Origin of the sequence: Paeniglutamicibacter sp. NPDC012692, from assembly GCF_042901625.1 — a bacterium.
Lineage (GTDB): Bacteria > Actinomycetota > Actinomycetes > Actinomycetales > Micrococcaceae > Paeniglutamicibacter.
Window position 1 is genome coordinate 1 of sequence record NZ_JBIBDE010000001.1, and the last position, 22,160, is coordinate 22,160.

Genomic DNA, 22,160 nt, shown 5'->3' on the forward strand with positions numbered 1-22,160 from the left:
CGTTGTCCATCGGAACCGTCCAAGGTCGATACGGGTAGTAATTCGAGTCTGGACACCCTTGTCTGCGCTGTCACCCCTTGGAATCAATCATCTAGATGACAACTTCAACCTTCAGGCACTGTGACGTACGTTACCAGTCTTCGCCCTTTTTGCATCCGGGTCGATTGCAAGCGGTGTGGCGGAGCGAATCTCCGGAGGCTCCCATGGCTGCCCCATTGAATCGCGGGGTGCCGAGCATAGATTTCCGCCTGATGAATGGTGCCAACCGTGGCTGATCCAGCCGGAAACCAAAAAAGACCGAGAGTTTGCCCGGTTGCGGCGCATCCTTGCCGTATCTGGGGCCGATAAAGGGGCTGGATAATCGGTACCTTTTGCAACCAATCTGGGATTTTTTGCGATGGTGAAGAGAATGTTTCAGGATTTCTACCCATGAACAAAAGTTATTAGATACTCTAAGGATCTGTCCGCTCGCCGCAAACACCTTGTCAGGAGCCCTTGGATGACGCGTAAGCACATCGGAGTAGTGCTGGCCCTTGCCGTTTCACTAATAGGTGGACCTACAGTTGTATCTGCGGCGCAATTGCCGGTCCCGGTTTTTTCGACGAATACGAACGTCAAGTTAGCGCCAGCAAAAGCGGTCAAAAAGACAACCGCGAATCTAAACTTACGCAAGAGCGCCAGTACCTCTTCAGCATCGTTGGCGCTAGTTCCGAAAGACACCACACTCAGCGTCCTGAAAGTCAGTGGAATCTGGCATCAGGTGACCTACAAGTCGAAAACCGGCTGGGTCTCGGGAGACTACCTGACGAAAGTTTCGGCGGACAAGGCCAAGGTTTACAACTACACCAAGGGCTACACCACGCTGAGGTCCAAGGCTTCAAACTCGTCAAGTGCCACCATTTCGGTGCATCGTCGCACGAAAGTCGAGGTAATCGGCATGAGCGGCAATTGGGTCAAGGTCAAGGCCTCAGGCAAGACGGGTTTCGTTCCCGCAAGCTCGTTGTCCCGCCTCAATCCTTCCGTTGTCAATCGCTGGGTCAACGGCAAGCATAAGGCATTTGTGAAAGCGAGCGCCTCGAGCAAGAGCGTGACCACATTGCCATCCAATACCAGAGTCGAATGGCTTCGTACTTCGGGCTCCTGGCAGCAGGTTAAGACTGCCGTTGGCGTTGGATGGGTGCCGTCGAAGTACCTATCCACCAAAGCCATCAAGCCGTCGGCGCCCGACATCAAGCCAACGTCCCCCAAACCGCCCACGCCACTGCCCCCGACGCTGAACTACAGCACCCCGAGATGGACCACCAATGCTGTCAACGTTCGCATCGCCGCTGGAACAAACTTCAAGAGCCAAGGGGTCATTCCGGCCGGCGAAAAGGTGCTCCAGGCTCGCTCCGCCGACGGCTGGGCAAACGTGAAAACCAGCAAGGGGGCCGGCTGGGTGAGCGAACAGTATCTTTCGGAAGTCGAAAACAAGCCCGTTGAAGTCCAATACCGCTGGGCCAGTGGCAACATCAACTTGCGTGCGGGGAACTCGACTGCGTATGAGGTGCTTGACGTTGTCCCAGCGGGCGAAAAAGTCACTTTCCTTGAATCGAAGAATGGCTGGGCCCGGGTTATTTCCAGCAAGGGCATCGGCTGGATGAGCGAAGCACTGCTCTCAAAGACAATGATTGCCACCCTGCAACCCGACACCTTGGCGGTTATGAACGCAGTTCGGGTCCGCTACTCAAGCTGGATTTCATCAATCGGCGGTATTCGCCCGGGCTCGGTGGGACACAGTGCCGGCAAAGCCGCTGACATCATGATCAAGGATTACCGGAATCCGATTAATGTCGCCAAGGGAAATGAGATGGCCCAGTTCCTGATCAATAACCGTTCGTCGCTTGGCATTTCCTACTTGATATGGCAGGACAAGATCTGGCTCGGTCCTGCTAGAGGTTGGGAAGAGTACTCAAAATCCGGCAAATACGGGCAGCAATTTTCCGGCAACTGGAACGACACCACTTTGCACATGGACCACATCCACGTGGAGACCTATGGGAATTCGGGGAGCCGCGCACCGCTGTACAAATAGATGTGGATTCTAGCCGGCGCGGAGATTGATTTCACGCAGAATTGCGCTCTGAACCAGTCGGCTGCGAACCTTCTGGGTGATCGGGCTGCCAGCTAGCAACCGTCCATGGGCGATGCTCTCAACTTTGGCTTCGGCGTGCAGCATTATCGATTCGACGTCTTGAGCCGACAGATGCTCCAAGTATTTCCAGACGAGGGCATCATGGGCCGAGCTGTCTCGTGAGCTGGTGAAATCACTGTTGGCCTCGGCGCACCTCCTTGTTCACGTGTGTCATCGGGTCCGAGTCCCCGCCAAGACCGGCATCATGCCCGGCCCGGTGATCCATTGTGTCAGCTTGAGGTGCCCGGGCGGCTTTGCCGCCGTAGAACACAAGCCACAGAACGTACCGGTGGAACCATCGAACTATCCAGGCCGGACCGATGGGGGTGTGTGTCTCGTCGGCCGGCGATCTACGTGTGGCGTCGCGGCCAGTAGAATTGATGGTGGTGTTTGGGCTCCGTGATTTGCCCATCAACACCGGACGGACTCTTACGGGAACGTGCACTCTTCAAAGCAGCCTTGCGTGTTGCCAACGACCTTCTCGATAGGACCCAACCCCATGAGCCTGATCCGGCTAAACGATGTCAGCGTGCGATTTGAAAACAACCAGATCCTGCGTGAGGCCTTCTTCAAACTTGAGGCAGGGGATCGTGTCGGTCTCATTGGCAAGAATGGCTCGGGCAAATCGACATTGCTGAAGCTCGTCCTGGATCAGGTCGAACCGGATACCGGAACAGTTGCCGTGGAGTTGGGAACGAAGATCGGTTACTTCTCGCAGTTCTCCGAGCTCAACGGATCGTCGACCATTTCAGAGGTGCTCGACGAATTGTTCGTAGAGGTCAAGGACATCGAAGTCGAGTTGGCATCCATTGACCTGGCCATTGCGGCGAACCCGAACGCCGATGAGATGGACCGGCTGATCCACCGCCAGTCCGAGCTTTTTGAATCGATGGATCGACTGGATGGTTGGGACTACCAACGTTCCATCGACACCGTGCTCACGACCCTGGGGTTTGATGAAGCGCACCGTGTTTGTTCCATTGACTCGCTTTCCGGCGGCTGGCGCAACCGGGCGGCATTGGCCAAAATCCTGCTGGAGGATCCTGACGTCTTGTTGCTCGACGAGCCGACCAACTACCTGGATGTTGCAGGCGTTGAATGGCTGGAGAACTGGTTCAAGTCCTTCAAGGGCGCCGCGATCATCGTCTCGCACGACCGCAAGTTCCTCGACTCTGTGGTGACCCGGATCATCGAGGTGGAGAACTTCCACCTGCACGAGTACCCCGGCAACTTCGCCGAGTATGTGGTTGCCAAGCAATTCAAGCTCAAGACCCTCGAATCCCAGTTTGTACACGAGTCAGAGCTTCTTGCGTTCGAGGCCGAAGGCATCTCCGATCGTCGCGAAGCAGCCAAGGCCGCCAGCAAGGGACTGGACAGCAAACTCTCCAAGATCAAGAAGTCCCGTGCCCCGCGCCCGGTGGACAAGATCATCACCGAAATCTACGGCGGCCTGCATATCAAGGACACCCTGTGCCGCGTTGAGGGGCTGAGCAAGTCCTACGGAGAGAAAACACTGTTCAACGACCTCAGCTTCGAGGTCCGCCGCGGCAACCGCCTGGTCATTCTCGGATCCAACGGCAGCGGCAAGTCGACACTGCTACGCGTCCTGACCGAACTGGAAAAGCAGGACGCCGGTTACATCACGTGGACCAAGGGCGCCGCGGTTGTCTCCTACAACCAGGTCCTTGAAGATCTGGACCCGGAAGACACGGTGACCCATGCGGTCAACGCGATGCCGAACTCGCTTGCATTCTCCGCGACCAAGAAATCCGTTAACCGTTTCCTGTCCATGTTCCAGTTCTCCGAGGCAGACCTGAAGAACCGCATCGGCAACCTTTCGGGCGGTCAGCGCTCACGCGTGGCCATGGCCATGTGCCTGCTTTCGGGTGCCTCGGTGCTGATCCTCGATGAGCCGACCAACCACCTGGACATGTCCAGCACCCAAGTGATGGAACGCGCGTTGCTGCATTTCCCCGGCGCGGTCGTCGTGGTCAGCCACGACAGGTTCTTCACCGAGAAAATCGCCACGCGGCACCTGGTCTTCGGCGCCGAGGGCGCAAAGTCGGGGGAAATCGCGGTTCGCGGGGCGTAAACCCCGATCCGCGATTGCGCCGGCGCCGTGTGTACTGCCTGCTATTCCATGCTGGCGGTACTGCGGGGTTCCAGCCTGACACAAGCTTTCGCTGATAGTGGGTAGGGGATTCCTGGCCAGGGTGGTTTGATGGAACCCGATGATCCTGACTGCCCTGCCTCTGACAGACCGTGAGAATCCCCAAGGCAGCCGTTTTTCGCAGCAGCGTTTGAGTTCGCGGTTGGCGAGCTCGCAGCAGTCGTCCTGGCCACTGTCGATGGCGCGGAACTGAAAGACGAGGTGGCTCATTTCAGGGGATAGGTACCCGTCTCTTGGCCTTGATTTTTCTCGAACGGTTCGACCTTCACGTGGCGAGAAGGACGGTGAGGGCGAAGCGGCGCCGTCAGCTGGTGTTCCAGCACTCCGGACCCACCAAATCTAATTCCACGAATCCGGGTAGCGTATCCTCAAGTCGCGCCCAGTCCTAACCCCACAAATCTCGACAGCACAGGGCGCAAATTCTTCAGACTATACCGATTCGCGGAATAGTCTGCGCAAGAAACGGTTCCGTACAGCGTGTGCATTTCCGATGGCGACGTCGTATCCACACGGGCGGGCGGGGTCCGGGAATCCGGTGTTAGCAGTCCTGAATCTCATCCCAGGTGCTTGGCGTTGATGCGTCGTTGTTGGGGAACCGTGTGGCTTATTGCTTGCTTCCAGCGCGGTTCGCTGGGCTAATGCAGGGCGCCTCCAAACGACAACTAGGGGAAAACGGGGGCAAGGACCCCGGTATCGGTGATTCCGCCCGATCGCCGGATTACCCCGGTTATTCTCGGTGAGGTCAAGGCCGGCCGAGGCGATTCGAATGAGTGAGCAGGATTTGAATGTCGTCTGATTTTCGTCGGTTTGAAGCGTTTCCCCTGGGACCCTGATGTCCTTCGTCGCCTCGCGGATCCGCTGTTCATATCGGCGACCCATAATGATTTGTCGATAAGTCTGTTGTTGTCGCGCATTGGTGTGTGTTATACACGACGTTAGCCTGTTTGAACTTGGGGTCTTAATAGCCTGGGGCCCTCTTCGGTTCGGTATTTCTCTTGGGGAGAAGACTGATGAAAAAGTTGAGAATGAGGGTCACTTCTGCGATCTTGGTGCTTTTGTTCGTAGCGTCGAGCGCACCTGGAAATACGGCAAGTCCCGCATCTTCGCGTACATTGACGCCTGATAGGTCCCTTCGGTTCGGTCCACCTGTCTCAGACAGGGTGATTCAAACGTTCGACTACGGATCCGGTGGAGATGTCTTTTTCGTGCAGCCGTCGGGCGCGGACACTTTGCTCTCAAGGTGTTCGCGCACTGCTTCGGGAAATTGCACACAGCGTGACAGTGTGAAGCTGCCGGGCTATGGACATGGCGAATCACTTGAGGTGTATACGGAAAATGGCCGAATCTATGCGTGGCTAGGGAGCGGGTCCGGGGAGACACCGCCGTTCTACCATTCGCGGGAGGTTTCACTCGTCGAGTACATCAAGGCACCCGAGGGCTCCACGAAAGCGAGATATCGCCGAGTCGGCACGCTGACAAACCTTGCGGCCGTTGCCCCGGGGAATTCCGGTCCCGCGGTACGCAGTGCAGTGGCATTGGCCGACGGAAGCAATCGGATAGCGATTCGGGTTCAGCTCGGCGGACTGCGTTCGACCACCTATTACGGCATCTACAATACGGCCAAGCTCAAGGCACTCATGAAAAAGGCGCCGGGCCAAAAGCTTTCGATTGAAAAAGCCAAGAGCCTTCTGGTGTCGCAATTCGTGGAGCCGGTTACCCCGAACAATTCCTTTCAAGGCTTTGATATCAACGGTGTGGGAACGAACACAAAGAACCTCTATGTTTTTGGCGGCTATTCAGGCCAGCCGCCCACGGTGTACCGCTACACCTGGACCAACACCGGACTTATCGCTCATGTTCGAACCTATGTCCTGACTGGCCCCTCCATCAGTCTCATCGAAGCCGAAGGCATCAAAGTCGAAGCCGATCCGATGAGCGGAGGAAGTACGCGAGTTCAAGTCGGACTCTTGCCGACCGAGCGTGACAGTGCCGGCCGAAGGGTCTCTCGACTATACCGATTCGCCGAATGAGGTGCCCACGATTCGGTCAATGGATTTGGTAGGGGCCGCATCCGTTGAAGGGTCCAAGGACTTTTCATCGACCTTTTGGCGACTAAAGCTTTCCTGCCGGAGACACGGATTTGCCCCGGAACCTTTACGGTTCCGGGGCAAATCCCAGAGATAACGTAAGTCCAGCAAGCAGACGGACAGTGCGCAAGCCTTGACAGGGCTTCACGGTCCGTTGAAACTGAGAAACTGCTGCTTAGGAACATCCATTCTCAGTTAGCGGCTGCATCATTTGTTACTCAACGTTCGGCTCGGATAAATGCGCGAGTCCAGCGTCAAATATTCTGACAGCGGGAGTCAGAGTCAAAGGTACTATCCAAGTCGGTTTCGTAGATCCGTATTTGTACCGGTCTTGGGCAGCGGCACGGCTACCAATAGGAATCTACTCAATTTGAAGCAATTTTCGAAACTTGCCTTTCTGCCACTTCCCCATCCTGCAGTGATCGCTTGGAGGCCAAGAATCGATCCGCAACAATCATGACAACGGCCATACTTGTGGCCACTGCCGCCCAGTAGGAGTACCGGTAGTCAGAAGCCGGGACTATCGGGAAGTAACCGACCAGGTACAACGCAGCTGAGCTTGCAAGCGCCACAATTTGAACGCGGAGATAATTTGCGCGCCAACCAAAAGTGATGGCTGCAATGGAAGCAACCAACCAGAACCAAGCAGAGAAGAGCCAAGGGAACGTCTTGTAGCCGAACTTGAGAACGTAGTCGGTAAGGACACTGTCAGCTTTGCCAGCGTTTACTTGATATTCGGCAGGTACGGATTCGATGTTCTGGGACGGGCGGTACACGCTTCCAGTGTCAAAGAGGAACCGAGCAAAAGTCTGCGTACGATATGCAACGTAACTCACAGGGCTTGTTACGACCTCTTGGAGCCAAAGGTTTCGAAGCTCGGTTTGCATGGCAATTGGTTCGAAAGGTTTCCCGGTCGCGCCCCTTCCATAGCATTTCCAATATGCATCCCAGATAATCCCCTTCGACTCACAGTCTCTTTGGGCGGCTATGAGTTTAGATTTCAACTCTTCTGGGGCTTCGGAACTTCGGATTCTATCGGCCGACATGGTGAAGATGACGTCATCCAGAAAAACTTGTGACAGTTGTCCGGCAGGTTCGGGTTTTGCAACTGCCGTAAATGCAGCGCCTGATAGCAAAGTCACGATACCGAAGATGGCAATCGCGGCTATTGGACCGAGGAACCGGCGTTTCCTCGACGCAGTCAACCAAGGCTTGAACCGCGAGTGGTTGCGCCAAACGACAAACAGCAAGATCACCAACGGGAGGATGGCGAATACTGCGTTCTTTCTAACCAGTACTCCGTAGAGCAAGAAGAGGAAAGCTGCCGTCAATAGAGGGGCACGGAATTTTCGAGCCCTGTCAGCCAGAAGGGTCAAGGCAACGCCGATGAAAAGTGCAATCATCATCTGGACGTCTTTCCACATAACGCCGAGGAAAGTAATGACATATGGCAAGAACACTATTCCGATGCCCAAAATAGAAACAGACCATCGGCGTGTCAAATCGTGAAGATAGATGGAAAAGAGGGTTCCAGCGAGGAATGCCAGAAGAATCTGGACCAGAGCCATTGCACCAATTTGCCCGGTTACCGTGTAGAGCAGGCGCCAGGTCTCCGTCATGATGGCCGGGTGCCAGTCATTAAGTGGGATATTCCCGAGTACTTGCTGTAGCTGAAAACTGGAATCATTGCTCATGCGGCCTGGCTTGTTTGCAGCCCACATGAACACGCTTCCCAGTAGCGCAAATACCGCTACGACCGAGATCCAAATATAGTCATTTCGCGACCATGGAACCCCATGCTCCGTTTCGATCGGGTTTGAGACGCTGTCTACGTTGGACCTGGCCTTCACGAGCTGGGCACATTTCTGTAGAGCATGGTGTCTTCAGCGGGAACGTGGGCCGGAGGGTCCAAGCGTAGATAGGCCAGGCGCGCAGCTTCCCGACGTGCCCTTCTCACCCCACTCAATAGAACGCCCACTGAACTCACCAACACGGCCATACCCATCAAAGCGGCCGAAAGGATTGCAGTCGGAAGGCGCGGAACAAGTCCCGTTTCGAAGAATTCGAATACGACAGGCAACCCCAAGATCAGCGAGAGTGCACAGGCGAGGATGGTGACAACGCCATGGAACAAGTTTGGTCGTTCGTTGCGGACCAGCTGGAAGATAACGTTGAGGATCTTCAGTCCGTCGGAGTACGTGTTGAGCTTGCTTTCGCTTCCAGCGGGTCGATCCCGGAACCCCACTTTTTCCTCCACCTGAGGAAGGCGAAGAGCCATCATGTGGACGGTAAGCTCTGTTTCAATCTCAAATTCCTTTGAGATTGCAGGGAAAGACTTGACAAATCGACGCGAGAAAACACGGTAGCCGGACAGCATATCGGATACCTGCGAATGGAACAGGAAGCTAACGAGTCTATTGAACATCCGGTTGCCCATCTCGTGGCCCGGTCGGTACGATCCCGTCTCGCTGCTGTCCTCACGAACACCAAGCACATGGTCGTACGGGCCTGCGAGAAGCGTGTCGATCATGCGGGGCAGATCCGCAGCTTCATAGGTGTCGTCCCCGTCGATGGTCACGTAGATATCCGCATCGATATCGGCGAAGGCCCGTCGGATAACATTGCCCTTACCCTTGCGGGTTTCAGACCGGACGATAGCGCCTGCTTCACGAGCAACGCGGACCGTTTCATCGCTACTGTTGTTGTCGTAAACGTAGACTTCCATGCTTGGGACGGCGGCCTTGAGGTCACGTACAACCTTCGCTACCGTTTGCTCTTCGTTATAGCAAGGTACGATTGCTGCGATCCGGTGCGCTTCGTACCGATCGTTATCGGACAATATCTTCCCCATTTTCCAAATAGTCATACCCAAGGACTGTTAATTGGGCATGCAAAACTGTGCCGCATTTTACGGAGGCACCTGTAGATATTATCCATGTCGACGACATGCGATCCAATTAGGGGTTCTGGCTTCGATGCCTACCACTTGGATTGAGCATGTGGCGTATGCAGGACAGTTGAGTATTTTGGCACGGGATCGCACCGACTTTCGGCCTGTACGATGCCATTCGTAGTGATGACAGGGACCTTGACTCTTCGTCAGGGCATGTGCCGGGGCACGCCTCGCGACTCGCAGGCTGTCCGAGAACAGTTTGTGGTTGGAATGCTTCGGCGATTCCCAAACGACAACAGTTGACGGGTGCTCCGTTGAGCTCGGGCTATTGGTGGCCGGGACATTGTTTCCGGGCAGAGCCGCTCTCGAAACCCAGGCATGCAGCTGGCGCAGTAGGCTCTCGGCGGCTACCGAAATCTACAGTTCTGACGATTTAGATGACTCTCGAAATTGCGATGGAGCTCATGCGTCGAGTTGGTTTCCAGTAACGGTGGCGTGTCAGTACCCCCCCACAGCGGGCCAATAGTGAATGGCATCAACTCATAGTGGGATTGGTAGTTGGCTACTTGGCGTGCGGCCGAGGCATTTATCTATTGTCCTATGGTTGGGGACTGCCTAAGAAAAATATTTCGCGACTACGGGTCCCCGCAATCCAGCGCTAACGTCCATGAGGTTCCCGTCAACGAACTTCGCCCGGGTGATGTGCATTGGCTAAGATTTTAGGCCCATGCCTGACGGGAAGGACAACAACGCCTACTGAGTCTTTGCTGCTTTTCCCGGCCATGAACGCACCGCAATTTCAATTTCATGTGAAGAAGTTCACAACGCGAACCTTTGGGTTCGTAACATCCTGCAGTGAACCCCGGACTATGACGCGGTGGGCGATAATCTGGCATCTGGTCCGGCTGTCGTTCGGGCCAAGCATCCAGCCCACTGAAATAGCAAAGGTGCCACCCCCGTGTCTGTAAAAAAGCCAGTCGTCCTTTTGGCCGAAGAACTCTCGCCCGCAACCGTTGCGGCCCTGGGTCCCGATTTCGAAATTCGCCAGACCGACGGTGCGGACCGCTCCCAGCTGTTGGCAGCCATTGCTGACGTTGATGCAATCCTCGTGCGTTCGGCAACCCAAGTGGATGCCGAGGCCATTGCCGTTGCCAAGAACCTCAAGGTCATTGCCCGCGCCGGTGTCGGCTTGGACAATGTTGACATCAAGGCCGCTACTCAGGCTGGCGTCATGGTCGTAAACGCCCCGACCTCCAACATCATCTCCGCTGCCGAACTGACGGTGGGGCACATCGTATCGCTGGCGCGTCGGATCCCCGCGGCAAACGCTTCGTTGAAGGGCGGCGCCTGGAAGCGTAGCTCTTACACCGGTATCGAGCTGTTCGAGAAGAAGGCCGGAATCATCGGTCTTGGCCGCATTGGTGCCTTGGTTGCCGCCCGGCTTCAGGGCTTCGGCATGGACATCCTCGCCTATGACCCATACATCACCCCTGCCCGCGCGCAGCAGCTTGGTGTCACCTTGGTTAGCCTGGATGAGTTGTTGGCCCAGTCTGACTTCATCACCATCCACATGCCAAAGACACCGGAAACCCTGGGCATGCTGGGCGCGGACGCGTTTGCGAAAATGAAGAAGTCGGCTTACGTCATCAATGTTGCCCGCGGTGGCCTCGTTGATCAAGACGCCCTTTACACTGCATTGAAGAATGAACAGATCGCTGGCGCTGGTATTGACGTTTTCGTCAAGGAACCAAGCGTCGATTTGCCGTTCTTTGAATTCGAGAATGTCACTGTCACCCCGCACCTCGGAGCATCGACCGATGAAGCCCAAGAAAAGGCCGGGGTTTCGGTTGCAAAGTCCGTACGCCTGGCATTGGCCGGCGAGCTCGTGCCTGACGCGGTCAACGTAGCGGGTGGCGTCATCGATGAAAACGTTCGCCCGGGCATCCCGCTGATTGAAAAGCTGGGACGAATCTTCAACGCATTGACCGTTGGTTCGTTGACCAGCATAGACGTTGTGGTTGCCGGTGAAATCGCTTCCCTGGATGTGAAGGCCCTCGAGCTTTCAGCTCTCAAGGGTGTTTTCATGGACGTGGTTTCGGATCAGGTCTCCTATGTCAACGCTCCGGTGCTCGCCGAACAGCGTGGCGTGGCAACACGCTTGCTCACAAGCCCGGATTCCCCTGAGTACCGCAACCTCCTCACCATCAAAGGCGCATCCTCGGAAGGTGCCCAGCTTTCCGTTGCCGGTACCCTGACCGGTCAGAAGCAGATTGAAAAGCTCGTAGGCATCAACGGTTACGAAATCGAAATTCCCGTCACCGATCACATGATCGTTTTGGGCTATGCAGACCGTCCGGGTGTCATCGGCACCCTGGGCAACGTCTTCGGCGAGCAGGGCGTCAACATTGCTGGAATGCAGGTGGCTCGCAAGGAAGAACGTGGAGAAGCCCTGGCCGTACTTGCAGTTGATTCGGCGCTGCCGGCCGGAGTGCTCGACATCGTCGGTGCGGCAATCGGCGCCACCGTGGCACGCGAAATCAACCTCGAACGCTAAACGAGTCAACCATTAGCGCATAGCGTGCCTCGCATCTGCCAGGACTTTCAGGGAACGACGTCCCGTGAGTAGTTGTGGCGGCGTGCGGGGCACGTTTTGTCTATGAGTGCTATCCGGCCAGACGGTAATAGAGCCTATGAAGCGCGGAGTGTTGGCCTGCCCCGCGGTTTACTGGGAACTCCCTGTGTAGACATGAGGTGATCCGCGCGTTTCCCCAACTCAACTGCCGAAGAGCATAGGATCAAGGCATGATGTCACAGAGCGCTATTTTCGTGGACGCAAGCTTTCTACTGGCTATCGGCGGGCACCGAACCTCTGGGACAACTCTGCGCGCAGCCTTCACCGTGAACTACGAGGCCCTGATTGAAGGAATCCTTAAGACAGCCAAGGATTTTTCCGGCTTGGAGAACCTTCGCGTCTATTGGTACGACGCCGCGAAGGACGCCATCTTCACCGACCAGCACAAACGCATTGGCCTACTACCCGGCGTCAAGGTTCGTTTGGGGCGTATTTCCTTCAACGGCGAGCAAAAAGGCGTAGACCTGAAACTAGCTCTTGACCTGGTCGGGATTGCCCGAAATCGTGCCGCTTCGGTGGCGTTCCTCGTATCTGGCGATGATGACTTGGCCGAGGCCGTCGAAGAAGCCCAGGACTTGGGCATGAAGGTGGTGCTTATCGGCGTGGAGAAGGCGGATCACCGCTTGGGCGTCGCTTCGGTTGCTGAACACTTGGCGCTACGGGTGGACAGCATTATCACCCTGCCCGAAGAACTCATTGCCTCATCCTTCATGAAGGCCGTGACTTGGGATCCGGAACATGCGGCCCAATCTGCCGCTATTGCGAGCGCAGGCACCCAAGCCAAAGGCGCCGGAGACGAAGCGGAAGAATTGCGCGCCGCGCCAAAGCCGGGAGTCCCGAAGCCGCCCTCACCGGCGCTGCTGCAATCCCGCCCCAAGGCTCAGCCCATGGCGATGTCAACGCCGCCCGATTATCAACTGGTCTACAGCTCAACACAGCAGAGCTCGGGATTCGCAACCGGCACGTCCCATGACCCTTCGGACATGGACGTGGCCGAGGAAGTCGGTGCCAGCGTCGCGCGGAACTGGCACGCCAGCACCACGCAAGCGGAGCTCAAGGACTTGATTGCAGATCGACCGCTGTTGCCTGCGGAAATCGACCGTGTGCTGCTCAAAGATTGCGCCCAGCGTATCGGCGAGTGGAAGACCGACCTGCAGGAAGTCCGCAGGGCACTGCGCATTGCTTTTTGGGACCAACTCGATCAGCTCACATAGCGATTCCGATGGGCAGATTACTGCCAAACTACGGTAGATTTCTAAGGTGACTTCTGAGCAGACTCCGTTTTATATCACCACCGCCATCTCCTACCCGAACGGCGTGCCACACATCGGGCATGCCTACGAGGTAATCGCGACTGACGCCATGGCTCGTTTCAAGCGCCTCGACGGCTTCGACGTGTTCTTCATGACCGGTACCGACGAGCACGGCCAAAAGATGTTGCAGACAGCGGAGAAGCAAGGGATCACCCCGCGCGAGCTGGCCCAGCGGAATTCTGATGCCTTCCAGGCCATGAACGACGAGCTGGGCATCAGCTACGATCGCTTCATCCGCACAACCGACTCCGACCACTATGCCGCTGCCCAGGCCATCTGGAAGCGCATGGAGGCGAACGGCGACATCTACCTGGACAAGTACGCAGGCTGGTACTCGGTGCGCGACGAAGCCTTCCACGCCGAGGAGGATACCGAAGTCCGTGAGGACGGAGTTCGATACTCCAAGGAAACAGACACCGAGGTCACCTGGACCGAAGAGGAATCGTACTTCTTCAAGCTCTCCGCTTACCAAGACAAGCTGCTTGAGCTTTACAAGTCTCAGCCCGATTTCGGCGCGCCCCACTCGCGCTTCAATGAAGTCATCCGCTTTGTTGAGCGCGGTCTGGAGGACCTGTCGATTTCACGCACGACCTTTGACTGGGGTGTTCCGGTCCCGGGCAACAAGGACCACGTCATGTACGTGTGGGTCGACGCGCTGACAAACTACCTGACCGGCACGGGGTTCCCCGACGTCGAGTCAGATTCCTTCAAGAAGTACTGGCCCGCAGACGTCCACGTGATCGGCAAGGACATTTCCCGCTTCCACGCGATTTACTGGCCCGCCTTCCTGATGTCGGCGAAGCTGCCGTTGCCCAAGCGAGTGATGATCCACGGCTTCCTTCACAACAACGGCGTGAAGATGTCCAAGTCCCTGGGCAACGTTGTTTCACCCACCGATTTCATTTCGCAGTACGGTTTGGATCAGGTCCGCTACTTCTTCCTGCGTGAGGTTCCGTTTGGCGCCGATGGCAGCTACAACCATGAAGTCATCGTGGCCCGTATGAATTCGGACCTTGCAAACAATCTGGGCAATCTGGCACAGCGCTCGCTGTCCATGGTGGCGAAGAACTGCGGGGGAGTGGTTCCCACTCCGGGCGCATTCTCGGAAGCCGACCAAAAGATCTTGGCCGAAGCAGGCAAGCTCCTCGATATCTGCCGTGACTCCTATTCGCGCCAGGAATTCAGTAGGGCCCTCGAAGCCATCTGGACCGTCTTGGGAGACACGAACGCCTACTTTGCAGACCAGGCACCGTGGGTTCTGCGCAAGACGGATGTAGAGCGCATGGAAACTGTCCTGTACGTGACCTTAGAAGTGGTTCGCCGTGTGGCGCTTCTGGTCCAGCCGGTAATGCCGACAGCTGCCGCCGCGTTGCTCGAGGTGCTGGGACAGGCCGAGGGGTCAGCGCGGGAGTTTGGTGCTTTTGACATCGAGCTTAAGGCCTCCACGGAGCTGCCGGCACCCGTACCCATCTTCCCGAAGTACGAAGCGCCAGCCAACTAAGCGCCTGGACGGCAACATTGAACGTAAACCAGATTAAGATCACAACGGATATGATTTCTATGGATTGCATACTTATCGACTAAATCTTATGGCTAATTTGTGCATGTGGCACAAGATTAAACGCAAACGGAGTTGGGCTAAATCGATCAAACATCGCACGTATCAAACTGAATCTTCGAGTAGACAACGAAACATCAAACTTGAGAATATAGAAATATATGGGGATCCAAACGATGACAGATTACGACGAAAGCACTACACCTAAGCACAGCAGAGTTCAAGAAGTAACACTCTTACATCAGCTAAACGCTCAAACAGAGGACCTACAGCGCATTCAATTGCGCAATGCCGAACTCGAGTCTCAGGTAGATAGACTTTTGTCTCAAATAAACTCTTTGCAAGGGACCCAAGAGGGCACCCTTCGTGCGCAGAGAGATGCCCTTGAACTGTCTCAACGACTGTCTGATGCCTCAGAAAATAGGACGACTCAAATCTTACGACAGGAATTGGATCTCACTGTCGAAGAAGTAATCGACGAGTGGAGAAGCATGATGATTCGTAATCAGAATCTAACTGCTGAACTCGCCGCCTCGAACCTCAAAAATGACAAGTTTATCGAAAACGTTAAAGAATTGACCATTAGCCGCGGACTATATGCGCGCAAGCTGAATAAGGCAGAAAAAGATATTTCTGCGGCCTCAAAGCGGATAGCTAGTTGCATTTCAGAAGTCGACAACTACGAACGCAATTTTACATCAATGAGTAATAGTGTTAGCTTTCAAATCGGAACACTTATCACTAAGGAAAGTAAATCACTTATGGGGTTTATTTCGCTGTTGTGGAAACTCCCAATGCTCGCCATTGAAGTGAAAAAGTCGAGAGAAGTGCACGATGAATAGTAATGAAATTTCACGAGAAAATTTGCTTTCTGAACTAGAGGCGTCCGAACGAAATTCTGTATTGCGTATGGAAATTGGACGCATCAAGGACCAACTAAATCGTACACAAGCAGAGCAGGAAAAAGTCGAGAGCCGGCTCGTTAGTGAAATTGAGTTACTGACCAAGCAGAATCAAGACTTGTCGATTGACTTGGAAGCACTTGGCCTCGTGATCAAGAGTTCAAAGAAGCGCTTGACCGAAAACACCGAGTATATCGATGGAACTTCGCTAGATTTGGGATCACGTCAGGTTCAGGCCAATGACATTTCAGAACTGCGAATCGCTGGAATCATGGACGAATTCACTGGATCTGCATTTGCAAGTGCTTGTATTCTCAACCTTCCTAAACTCGAAACTTGGCAGTCGGAGTTCATCGAATTCCAGCCAAATTTGATAATTGTCGAATCGGCCTGGCAAGGCAACGGTGGCAGCTGGGCTGGTAAAATTCATCGTATCTCCCCTGAGCTTCAAGAATTGTTGCGGTGGAGCAAAAAGAACAATGTTCCGACGGTCTTTTGGAATAAAGAGGACCCGGTTCATTACAATTCGTTCTTATCCACTGCGACACTTTTCGACTATGTTTTTACGACCGACATAGGTTCAATCGAAAGATACAAGATGAGCCTAGGCCACAATAATGTTTACCTTATGCCATTCTTCTGCCAGCCAGGACTGCATTCCCCCGTCAATTCCATAGATCGAAAATCTGGTGCAAGTTTTGCCGGCGCCTACTACAACCGCTATCCCGAGCGCTCACGTGACTTCGACAGTATTACTAATGCCTTAGATGGTCTAATGGATACTACCATTTATGATCGAAATTTCGGAGAAAATAAGCCTGAATTTACTTTTCCTGAACGTTACAAAAAGTACATTAAAGGAAAGTTGCCATATTCAGAAATTGATAAATCGTACAAAGGGTACGATTTTGGAATAAATATGAATTCAGTAAAGCAATCACAATCAATGTTTGCTCGTCGTATATTTGATCTAATTCTGTCTAATACTCATGTAATTAGTAACTACTCTCGCGGGTTACGCCTAATGTTCGGAGACCTTGTTACATCAAGTGACTACGAGCCGGACATTCGCAGCAGCGTTAAAGCATTGATTGATGAGTCCGGTAGCACTGCCATGAATGCATACTCTGCATTTGTTAGGTATGTCGCGCTTCAGAAGGCTCTGCATGAGCACACTACAGCTGACCGCCTTGAATACATGGCCAGCAAGATTTGGGTCACCCCACCAGTCAAAAGAATCCCGACGATCACCGTAATCGGTCATGCTTCGTCAAAACTCGAAGCAGAGCGTTTGCAGAGTATGTTTGAATCTCAGAAATGGGTGAACAAGAAACTCGTCATCGTCGCTTCGGGATTGACCAGGCACGACACGGTGAAAATTGATACCAGTACACGAATCATATTTGAACAGAGCGGTCAAACCATTGACCAATTGGTTGATTCTGAATTTGTTACCATCTTTGACCCTAGCGCCCGGTATGATACGGAATTTCTAAGCAATTCCATCTATATGTTTAGTTTCGGGGAACATGAAGCCGTTGTGCGTTGTCCCAATCCAGACGACAAATATGGGCTTAGGTCTGCCTTTTCCTCGATATCCAGCGCAGTAGTCTCCAGGGCAGTGTGCCGTACGGACGCTTTGGCTGGCCACAGGGTGTGGCGGTGCGAAGACAGACAGGACCGCATTGCAGGCGGTGAGTATCTAGTGATTCCTTCATTTGACTACAGCGAAATCAATGAGGATTTCAAAGAAGTTGACGACTGGGGTCAAAGTCTAAACACCGGAATTTCAATGAGCCGGCTGCTCACTGCCGCTGAGCAGATTCCACAAGTCGAACCAATCACTTCATTTTCTAGGGGTTTGAACAGTCGACAGATCCAGGAAATGTTCTCCCGAAGAGAAGTCAACACTAATTTGAGCACTGCGAGTATTGATTCCGGAGCGCGTCTTACCTCAATGCTTGATACTGAATCTCACATGTATGTTTATGCGGATTCGATGCTTACAGTAGAGAGCTTCTTGGCCCATGGAAACAATGACGGGGCAATCCATGCGGTAATGACATTAGGCCTAATGTCGTCTCTAGTAGTTCTCTATTTCGATGAATCAAGAAATCGAATTGGCAATGAGATTCTAAGCGTAAACCAAAATCACAAATTAATTATACCCGACGACTCCACGCATATTCATTTGGGAATCAGGGTGCAAGGTTCGGGTACCGCAGACATACTTGGAATTGCATTTGAGGAAATTCATTCCAGAGAGACAACTACGCCAGAGCTTAGTGTTAGTCGTCATCTCGTACTAACAAATGTTTATCCTTCGCCGTCAGCACTCTACCGAAACGGCTTTGTTCATTCAAGAGTCCGCCGTTACCAGGCGAGCGGTGTTGACGCATCAGTTTTTGCCTTCAATCCTAGAGCGAAAGCCGAGTCTTATACTTTTGATAATGTTGATGTTCAAATTGGCGGTTCTGCAGAACTTAGGCGCCTAATCGAATCAAATAACTTTGATTCGATATTAGTGCATTTTTTGGACACCGCAATGTGGGCAGTGTTGAATGACTATATTTCCCTGACAAAGATAATTGTTTGGGTTCATGGTGCGGAGATTCAGCCTTGGTATCGTCGTGAGTTTAACTACGCTAATGAAAACGAGCGCGATAAGGCTAAGTTCATTAGTGATATGCGTATTGACTTCTGGCGATCAGTTTTTCCGTACAAGCACCCCAATCTGCATTACGTGTTTGTGTCGAAATATTTCTTCGAGGAAGTCAGCGAAGATATCGGGATACGCCTTGACGAGTGGCAATATTCAATTATTCACAATTTTATTGATACTGAAATTTTTAAATATGAAACAAAACCTGCAGATCAAAGATTTCGGATTTTAAGCATTCGACCATTTGCATCTAGAAAATATGCAAATGACCTTAGTGTTGAGACTGTTCTTCTCCTTAAGGAACACCCCATGTTTAATAGTTCAGTCTTTCATTTCCTTGGCGACGGTGCTCTATTCGACGAGGTCCTGGCCCCTCTACAGGGACTTGAAAATGTCAAAGTCGAACGAAAATTCTTGAGTCAACCGGAAATCGCAGGTCACCACAAGGATTATGGAGTATTCCTCACTCCTACACGAATGGATTCCCAAGGTGTTTCCCGTGACGAAGCAATGTCCTCAGGACTTGTCCCAGTGACTACGTCCGTGACAGCCATTCCGGAGTTCGTTGATACGACGTGTGGCGTGCTAGCAGATGGCGAGAGCAGTGAAGATATGGCTCTTGGAATCATTGCACTTTGGGAGGATCCTGAGCTATTTGGGAAGATGTCAAAGGCTGCGGCCGAGAGGGTACGTCGACAAAGTGCATTTGAACAGACGATTGGGGTTGAAGTCGCTCTGATCAGTGGTGGCCCGATTTCAATTTCTGGACGTTAGAAGATACGAATTGTGCATTGTTTTCCCATACCAGGCGACTGTCCGAACGGGGCGACTGAATGCTGGATAATTTAGTATCCCGAATTGATCGGGAGCTTCTCGGCCGTAATGCGGTAGTCAGCGGATATATTGTTGCCGATGGCATTGGGGATGCTTCTGTAGGAATTCACTCATTTGGTGCACATAATCTTTCCGGTAACGGGAAATTGATTTGTGACCCATCGGCCGCATATATGAATTTCTCTGGCCCCACGGGAATATATGAACTACGTGTCAGTTTTGATGATTTTGAAGAATTAGCAAATGGGTTGACGTGCACCTATCGCTTGGACGGTTGGGATTCGATTTCCTATCTTGCCATTGGGTATTCAGCAGCCGATGGGAAATTTCGTCATATCAAGATCACGCACGTCCTTCAAGGAACGTGGCAAGACTGCAGCTATTCCGTCAATGAATTGGCGTACTTGATACAGAACCACTACGAAGTATTGCTACCAGAAGATATTCCGAATTTGCGTCTTTATGTAAAAGGCAAGCCATCGATAGATGGTGCAACAATTTCCATAAAGACTGCCTGTAAATGGTTTGCGGCAGATAGATTTCTGAGGGATGAATCCGTTAACGCTGCTTTCGTTCCGAGCGATGAACTTTGGCGATGCTTGTTAATTTTCCTTCGGAATACAAATAGCGAGTTGGAATCTCAAGTTGAAACATTCTTGAAAAGCGGCGGATTTCCGATTCATGGAAGTATAGTACTTGAATGGGATCTAGCCAACTCAATGCCCACTGGTATTGAAGAAAATCCGACATTTAGATATATCTGGAATTCGCTGTATCCAGCGGCATATATGGCCGTCTTTGCCGAAAGTTCTGGTTCTGACGCTGCTCTTTGTTCGGCTCGAGATCTCGTCACGTCCTGGCTTCGCGATAATTATTATGAGAGATCTTCAGATTTGCGTTATGCATGGTACGACCATGGAACGGCAGAGCGGTTGATCACTTTACTTCTAATCCGGGGGAGTTTTGACCGAAAAGGTGGCGATGCTCGTTTCCTTGCGCAACTTGACGAGGCGATTAGAAGCCATGCACAACTTTTGGAATCGGATTCATTCTACGCAGCGAATCAGAATTCAAGATTCCACAATCATGCCTGGTTCCAAGACATCGCTCTTCTTGCCGCCGGATTGGCGGATACAGATAGAGCGGAAGGCTTACGCTGGATTCAGAAAGCAGAGGATCGAATTCAGCTACAGTTCTCGAATCTAATTGTCCGAGATGCTGGTTATGCTATCTTTGTTGAGAATTCCATCGGTTACCATCAGGTCGTTCAGAGGCTTGTAGCTCTTGCAGGCGAAATGATTCAACTTGCGGGCGGGGCGAATAGTACTTCACAGCTTGCTGTGGAGCTGAATCTTTGGTCTCAGTATTTTCGGTATCCTGATCGAAGGCAACCGTCGCAAGGGGACACTTTCCATGTCGCAAATCCGCCGGTAGTCGCGCTTCACGGACGTACACCTTACAGCGATCCCCACGCGACCATTCTACCAATCGCCGGATATGGTGTGGCCAAGGGAAATCATATGGGTAAGCCTTTCATGCTCAGCTTCTTGGCGACATCGCTTTCTAGCACACACAAACATGCTGACAATTTGTCGATTACACTCTTTTTCGATGGGTTGGAATGGCTGGTTGATCCGAGTTTTTACTCCCATGAATATGAGGACAATATCCCGGCATATTTGCGCGGGCCTTGGGCTCATAATTCCATTGTTCTCCGAGGTCTTCAGCCCTCCATAAATCCAGGTCTTGTATCAATGGATGGTTGTCACAATGGAAGCAGGTTTATTTTTACAGGTGAGAGCATTGCTTATCAGGATTATTTAGTCCGTCGTGAAGTGCTTGGTTCTGTAGATGAATTATCTTTAACAATTACGGATTCTGTTTCTCTCGTTGAATCCATGAGAGATGCGCTCGAAGGTCGAACCGTGTTTCATCTAGCTGAAGGGGTTTCTCCACGCGCGTGTATTGAGGGAACTATTTTGACGCATGAAGAGTCGCAATATGGATTGCTGATTAGTTCCTCTGTCGAGCCATTAATTGTTTTTGGCCTCGGAGATGTTGATGAAGATACAAGTGTTATTGGTACAAGTTATGGCACTTGTGTTGAAAGCTATTCGTTAGTTTTTGTGCACAATTTCAATCACGCGTTAACGTTGACACTTTCCGCGTTTGAGGTTATTTGACAATGAATAAAATCCAGAACCCTATAGTGAACCGTGCCCGGTTTGATGGCTCTTGGGATTTGAGCGTGGCGGAGGGTCTTTGAACTAATAATCCGGCGGGTGGTTTCCCGCAGCGTTCGGCGTGCCGTGGCGTGGATAGACGGCAGGGGCTTTTTGAATGGTTATCGACTAAGAAAAACCTCCAGAAAGACCCTGTCAGCGAACCATCCTAATGCTTCCTGCGTGCTGCCCGCCGCCCCGGAGAAACCCCGCCCCGGGGCGTCAACCGATCCCGCTGTGGATGCTGACGGCGCTCAGGGATTCTCCCCGGTTTCGCTCACCGGAATTCCCCAGCTCGCGTGAGCTAAGTTAGCAGGTTTGTCGGGGTCCCGGTAGTGGCCTTTCTGAGCTGTTCGGCCGCCTCGTGGTGGTTGCGCAGCCGGTAGGATTCCCCGTCGAGGTTCAGCACCACGGACCGGTGCAGCAACCTGTCGAGCATCGCCGCAGCGACGGTGGTGTCCCCGAGGATCTCGCCCCAGGTGCTGAATAGCGCCTCTTGGTAGTGGTGTTCCGGCGACTTGGTAGTGTCCCCGCCGGGTATTCGAAGCCTTGAGACCCGATGCCCACGAAGTCATAGGATTCGGTGTCCACGAAGTGACGAGGTTACACAACTAAATCGTCAGAACAGCAGTACCTTCAGACGCTATCTGGCAGTTCGCAGAAGTGGCTGGAAAAGGGTGATTTGGTCCGAAAGCGGGCTATCTACCAACAACT

The 22,160-nt window shown here is 53.0% G+C and carries 12 protein-coding genes; 9 read left to right on the forward strand and 3 right to left on the reverse strand.

Annotated elements, in window-relative coordinates:
• Positions 1 to 499: 499 nt before the first annotated feature.
• The 3 genes from ACFY5D_RS00005 (at position 500) to ACFY5D_RS00015 (ending at position 6,373) form a co-directional block, all read left to right on the forward strand.
• Complete coding sequence (locus tag ACFY5D_RS00005) at positions 500 to 2,074, forward strand: SH3 domain-containing protein (RefSeq protein ID WP_387523274.1); 1,575 nt, start codon at positions 500 to 502, stop codon at positions 2,072 to 2,074.
• A 598-nt stretch (positions 2,075 to 2,672) separates the two neighbouring features.
• A complete protein-coding gene (locus tag ACFY5D_RS00010; RefSeq protein ID WP_387523276.1) occupies positions 2,673 to 4,265 on the forward strand; it encodes an ABC-F family ATP-binding cassette domain-containing protein in 1,593 nt (530 codons plus the stop codon).
• A gap of 1,361 nt (positions 4,266 to 5,626) precedes the next feature.
• Positions 5,627 to 6,373, forward strand: coding sequence for a hypothetical protein (locus ACFY5D_RS00015; RefSeq protein WP_387523279.1), 747 nt, complete (start codon positions 5,627 to 5,629; stop codon positions 6,371 to 6,373).
• A gap of 422 nt (positions 6,374 to 6,795) precedes the next feature.
• Here ACFY5D_RS00015 and ACFY5D_RS00020 read toward each other — a convergent pair whose 3' ends face one another.
• A complete protein-coding gene (locus tag ACFY5D_RS00020) occupies positions 6,796 to 8,124 on the reverse strand; it encodes a hypothetical protein (protein ID WP_387523282.1) in 1,329 nt (442 codons plus the stop codon).
• Positions 8,125 to 8,276: 152 nt separating this feature from the next.
• Positions 8,277 to 9,296, reverse strand: coding sequence for a glycosyltransferase (locus ACFY5D_RS00025; RefSeq protein WP_387523285.1), 1,020 nt, complete (start codon positions 9,294 to 9,296; stop codon positions 8,277 to 8,279).
• Positions 9,297 to 10,281: 985 nt separating this feature from the next.
• Here ACFY5D_RS00025 and serA point away from each other — a divergent pair.
• The 6 genes from serA to ACFY5D_RS00055 all read left to right on the forward strand — a co-directional run bounded on the left by serA (position 10,282) and on the right by ACFY5D_RS00055 (position 21,407).
• Complete coding sequence (serA, locus tag ACFY5D_RS00030; protein ID WP_387523288.1) at positions 10,282 to 11,877, forward strand: phosphoglycerate dehydrogenase; 1,596 nt, start codon at positions 10,282 to 10,284, stop codon at positions 11,875 to 11,877.
• 248 nt (positions 11,878 to 12,125) lie between these two features.
• The gene (locus ACFY5D_RS00035; RefSeq protein ID WP_387523290.1) at positions 12,126 to 13,169 is read left to right on the forward strand and encodes an NYN domain-containing protein; all 1,044 of its coding nucleotides are present in this window, start codon (positions 12,126 to 12,128) and stop codon (positions 13,167 to 13,169) included.
• A 46-nt stretch (positions 13,170 to 13,215) separates the two neighbouring features.
• Complete coding sequence (metG, locus tag ACFY5D_RS00040; protein ID WP_387523292.1) at positions 13,216 to 14,769, forward strand: methionine--tRNA ligase; 1,554 nt, start codon at positions 13,216 to 13,218, stop codon at positions 14,767 to 14,769.
• Positions 14,770 to 15,002: 233 nt separating this feature from the next.
• Positions 15,003 to 15,668, forward strand: coding sequence for a hypothetical protein (locus tag ACFY5D_RS00045; RefSeq protein ID WP_387523295.1), 666 nt, complete (start codon positions 15,003 to 15,005; stop codon positions 15,666 to 15,668).
• Complete coding sequence (locus tag ACFY5D_RS00050) at positions 15,661 to 19,164, forward strand: glycosyltransferase (RefSeq protein ID WP_387523297.1); 3,504 nt, start codon at positions 15,661 to 15,663, stop codon at positions 19,162 to 19,164. Before ACFY5D_RS00045 ends, ACFY5D_RS00050 begins: the two co-directional genes overlap by 8 nt.
• A gap of 59 nt (positions 19,165 to 19,223) precedes the next feature.
• Complete coding sequence (locus ACFY5D_RS00055) at positions 19,224 to 21,407, forward strand: heparinase II/III family protein (protein WP_387523300.1); 2,184 nt, start codon at positions 19,224 to 19,226, stop codon at positions 21,405 to 21,407.
• Positions 21,408 to 21,750: 343 nt separating this feature from the next.
• Here ACFY5D_RS00055 and ACFY5D_RS00060 read toward each other — a convergent pair whose 3' ends face one another.
• Positions 21,751 to 21,987 carry an ATP-binding protein gene (locus ACFY5D_RS00060; RefSeq protein ID WP_387527495.1) on the reverse strand — a complete coding sequence of 79 codons (237 nt, stop codon included), beginning with the start codon at positions 21,985 to 21,987 and terminating at the stop codon, positions 21,751 to 21,753.
• Between the last annotated feature and the right edge of the window lie 173 nt (positions 21,988 to 22,160).

Coding starts and splice junctions, on each gene's coding strand:
- ACFY5D_RS00005 (WP_387523274.1), top strand. CDS start 500: ATGACGCGTAAGCACATCGGAGTAGTGCTGGCCCTTGCCGTTTCACTA.
- ACFY5D_RS00010 (WP_387523276.1), top strand. CDS start 2,673: ATGAGCCTGATCCGGCTAAACGATGTCAGCGTGCGATTTGAAAACAAC.
- ACFY5D_RS00020 (WP_387523282.1), bottom strand. CDS start 8,124: ATGAGCAATGATTCCAGTTTTCAGCTACAGCAAGTACTCGGGAATATC.
- ACFY5D_RS00025 (WP_387523285.1), bottom strand. CDS start 9,296: ATGACTATTTGGAAAATGGGGAAGATATTGTCCGATAACGATCGGTAC.
- ACFY5D_RS00035 (WP_387523290.1), top strand. CDS start 12,126: ATGATGTCACAGAGCGCTATTTTCGTGGACGCAAGCTTTCTACTGGCT.
- ACFY5D_RS00045 (WP_387523295.1), top strand. CDS start 15,003: ATGACAGATTACGACGAAAGCACTACACCTAAGCACAGCAGAGTTCAA.
- ACFY5D_RS00050 (WP_387523297.1), top strand. CDS start 15,661: ATGAATAGTAATGAAATTTCACGAGAAAATTTGCTTTCTGAACTAGAG.
- ACFY5D_RS00055 (WP_387523300.1), top strand. CDS start 19,224: ATGCTGGATAATTTAGTATCCCGAATTGATCGGGAGCTTCTCGGCCGT.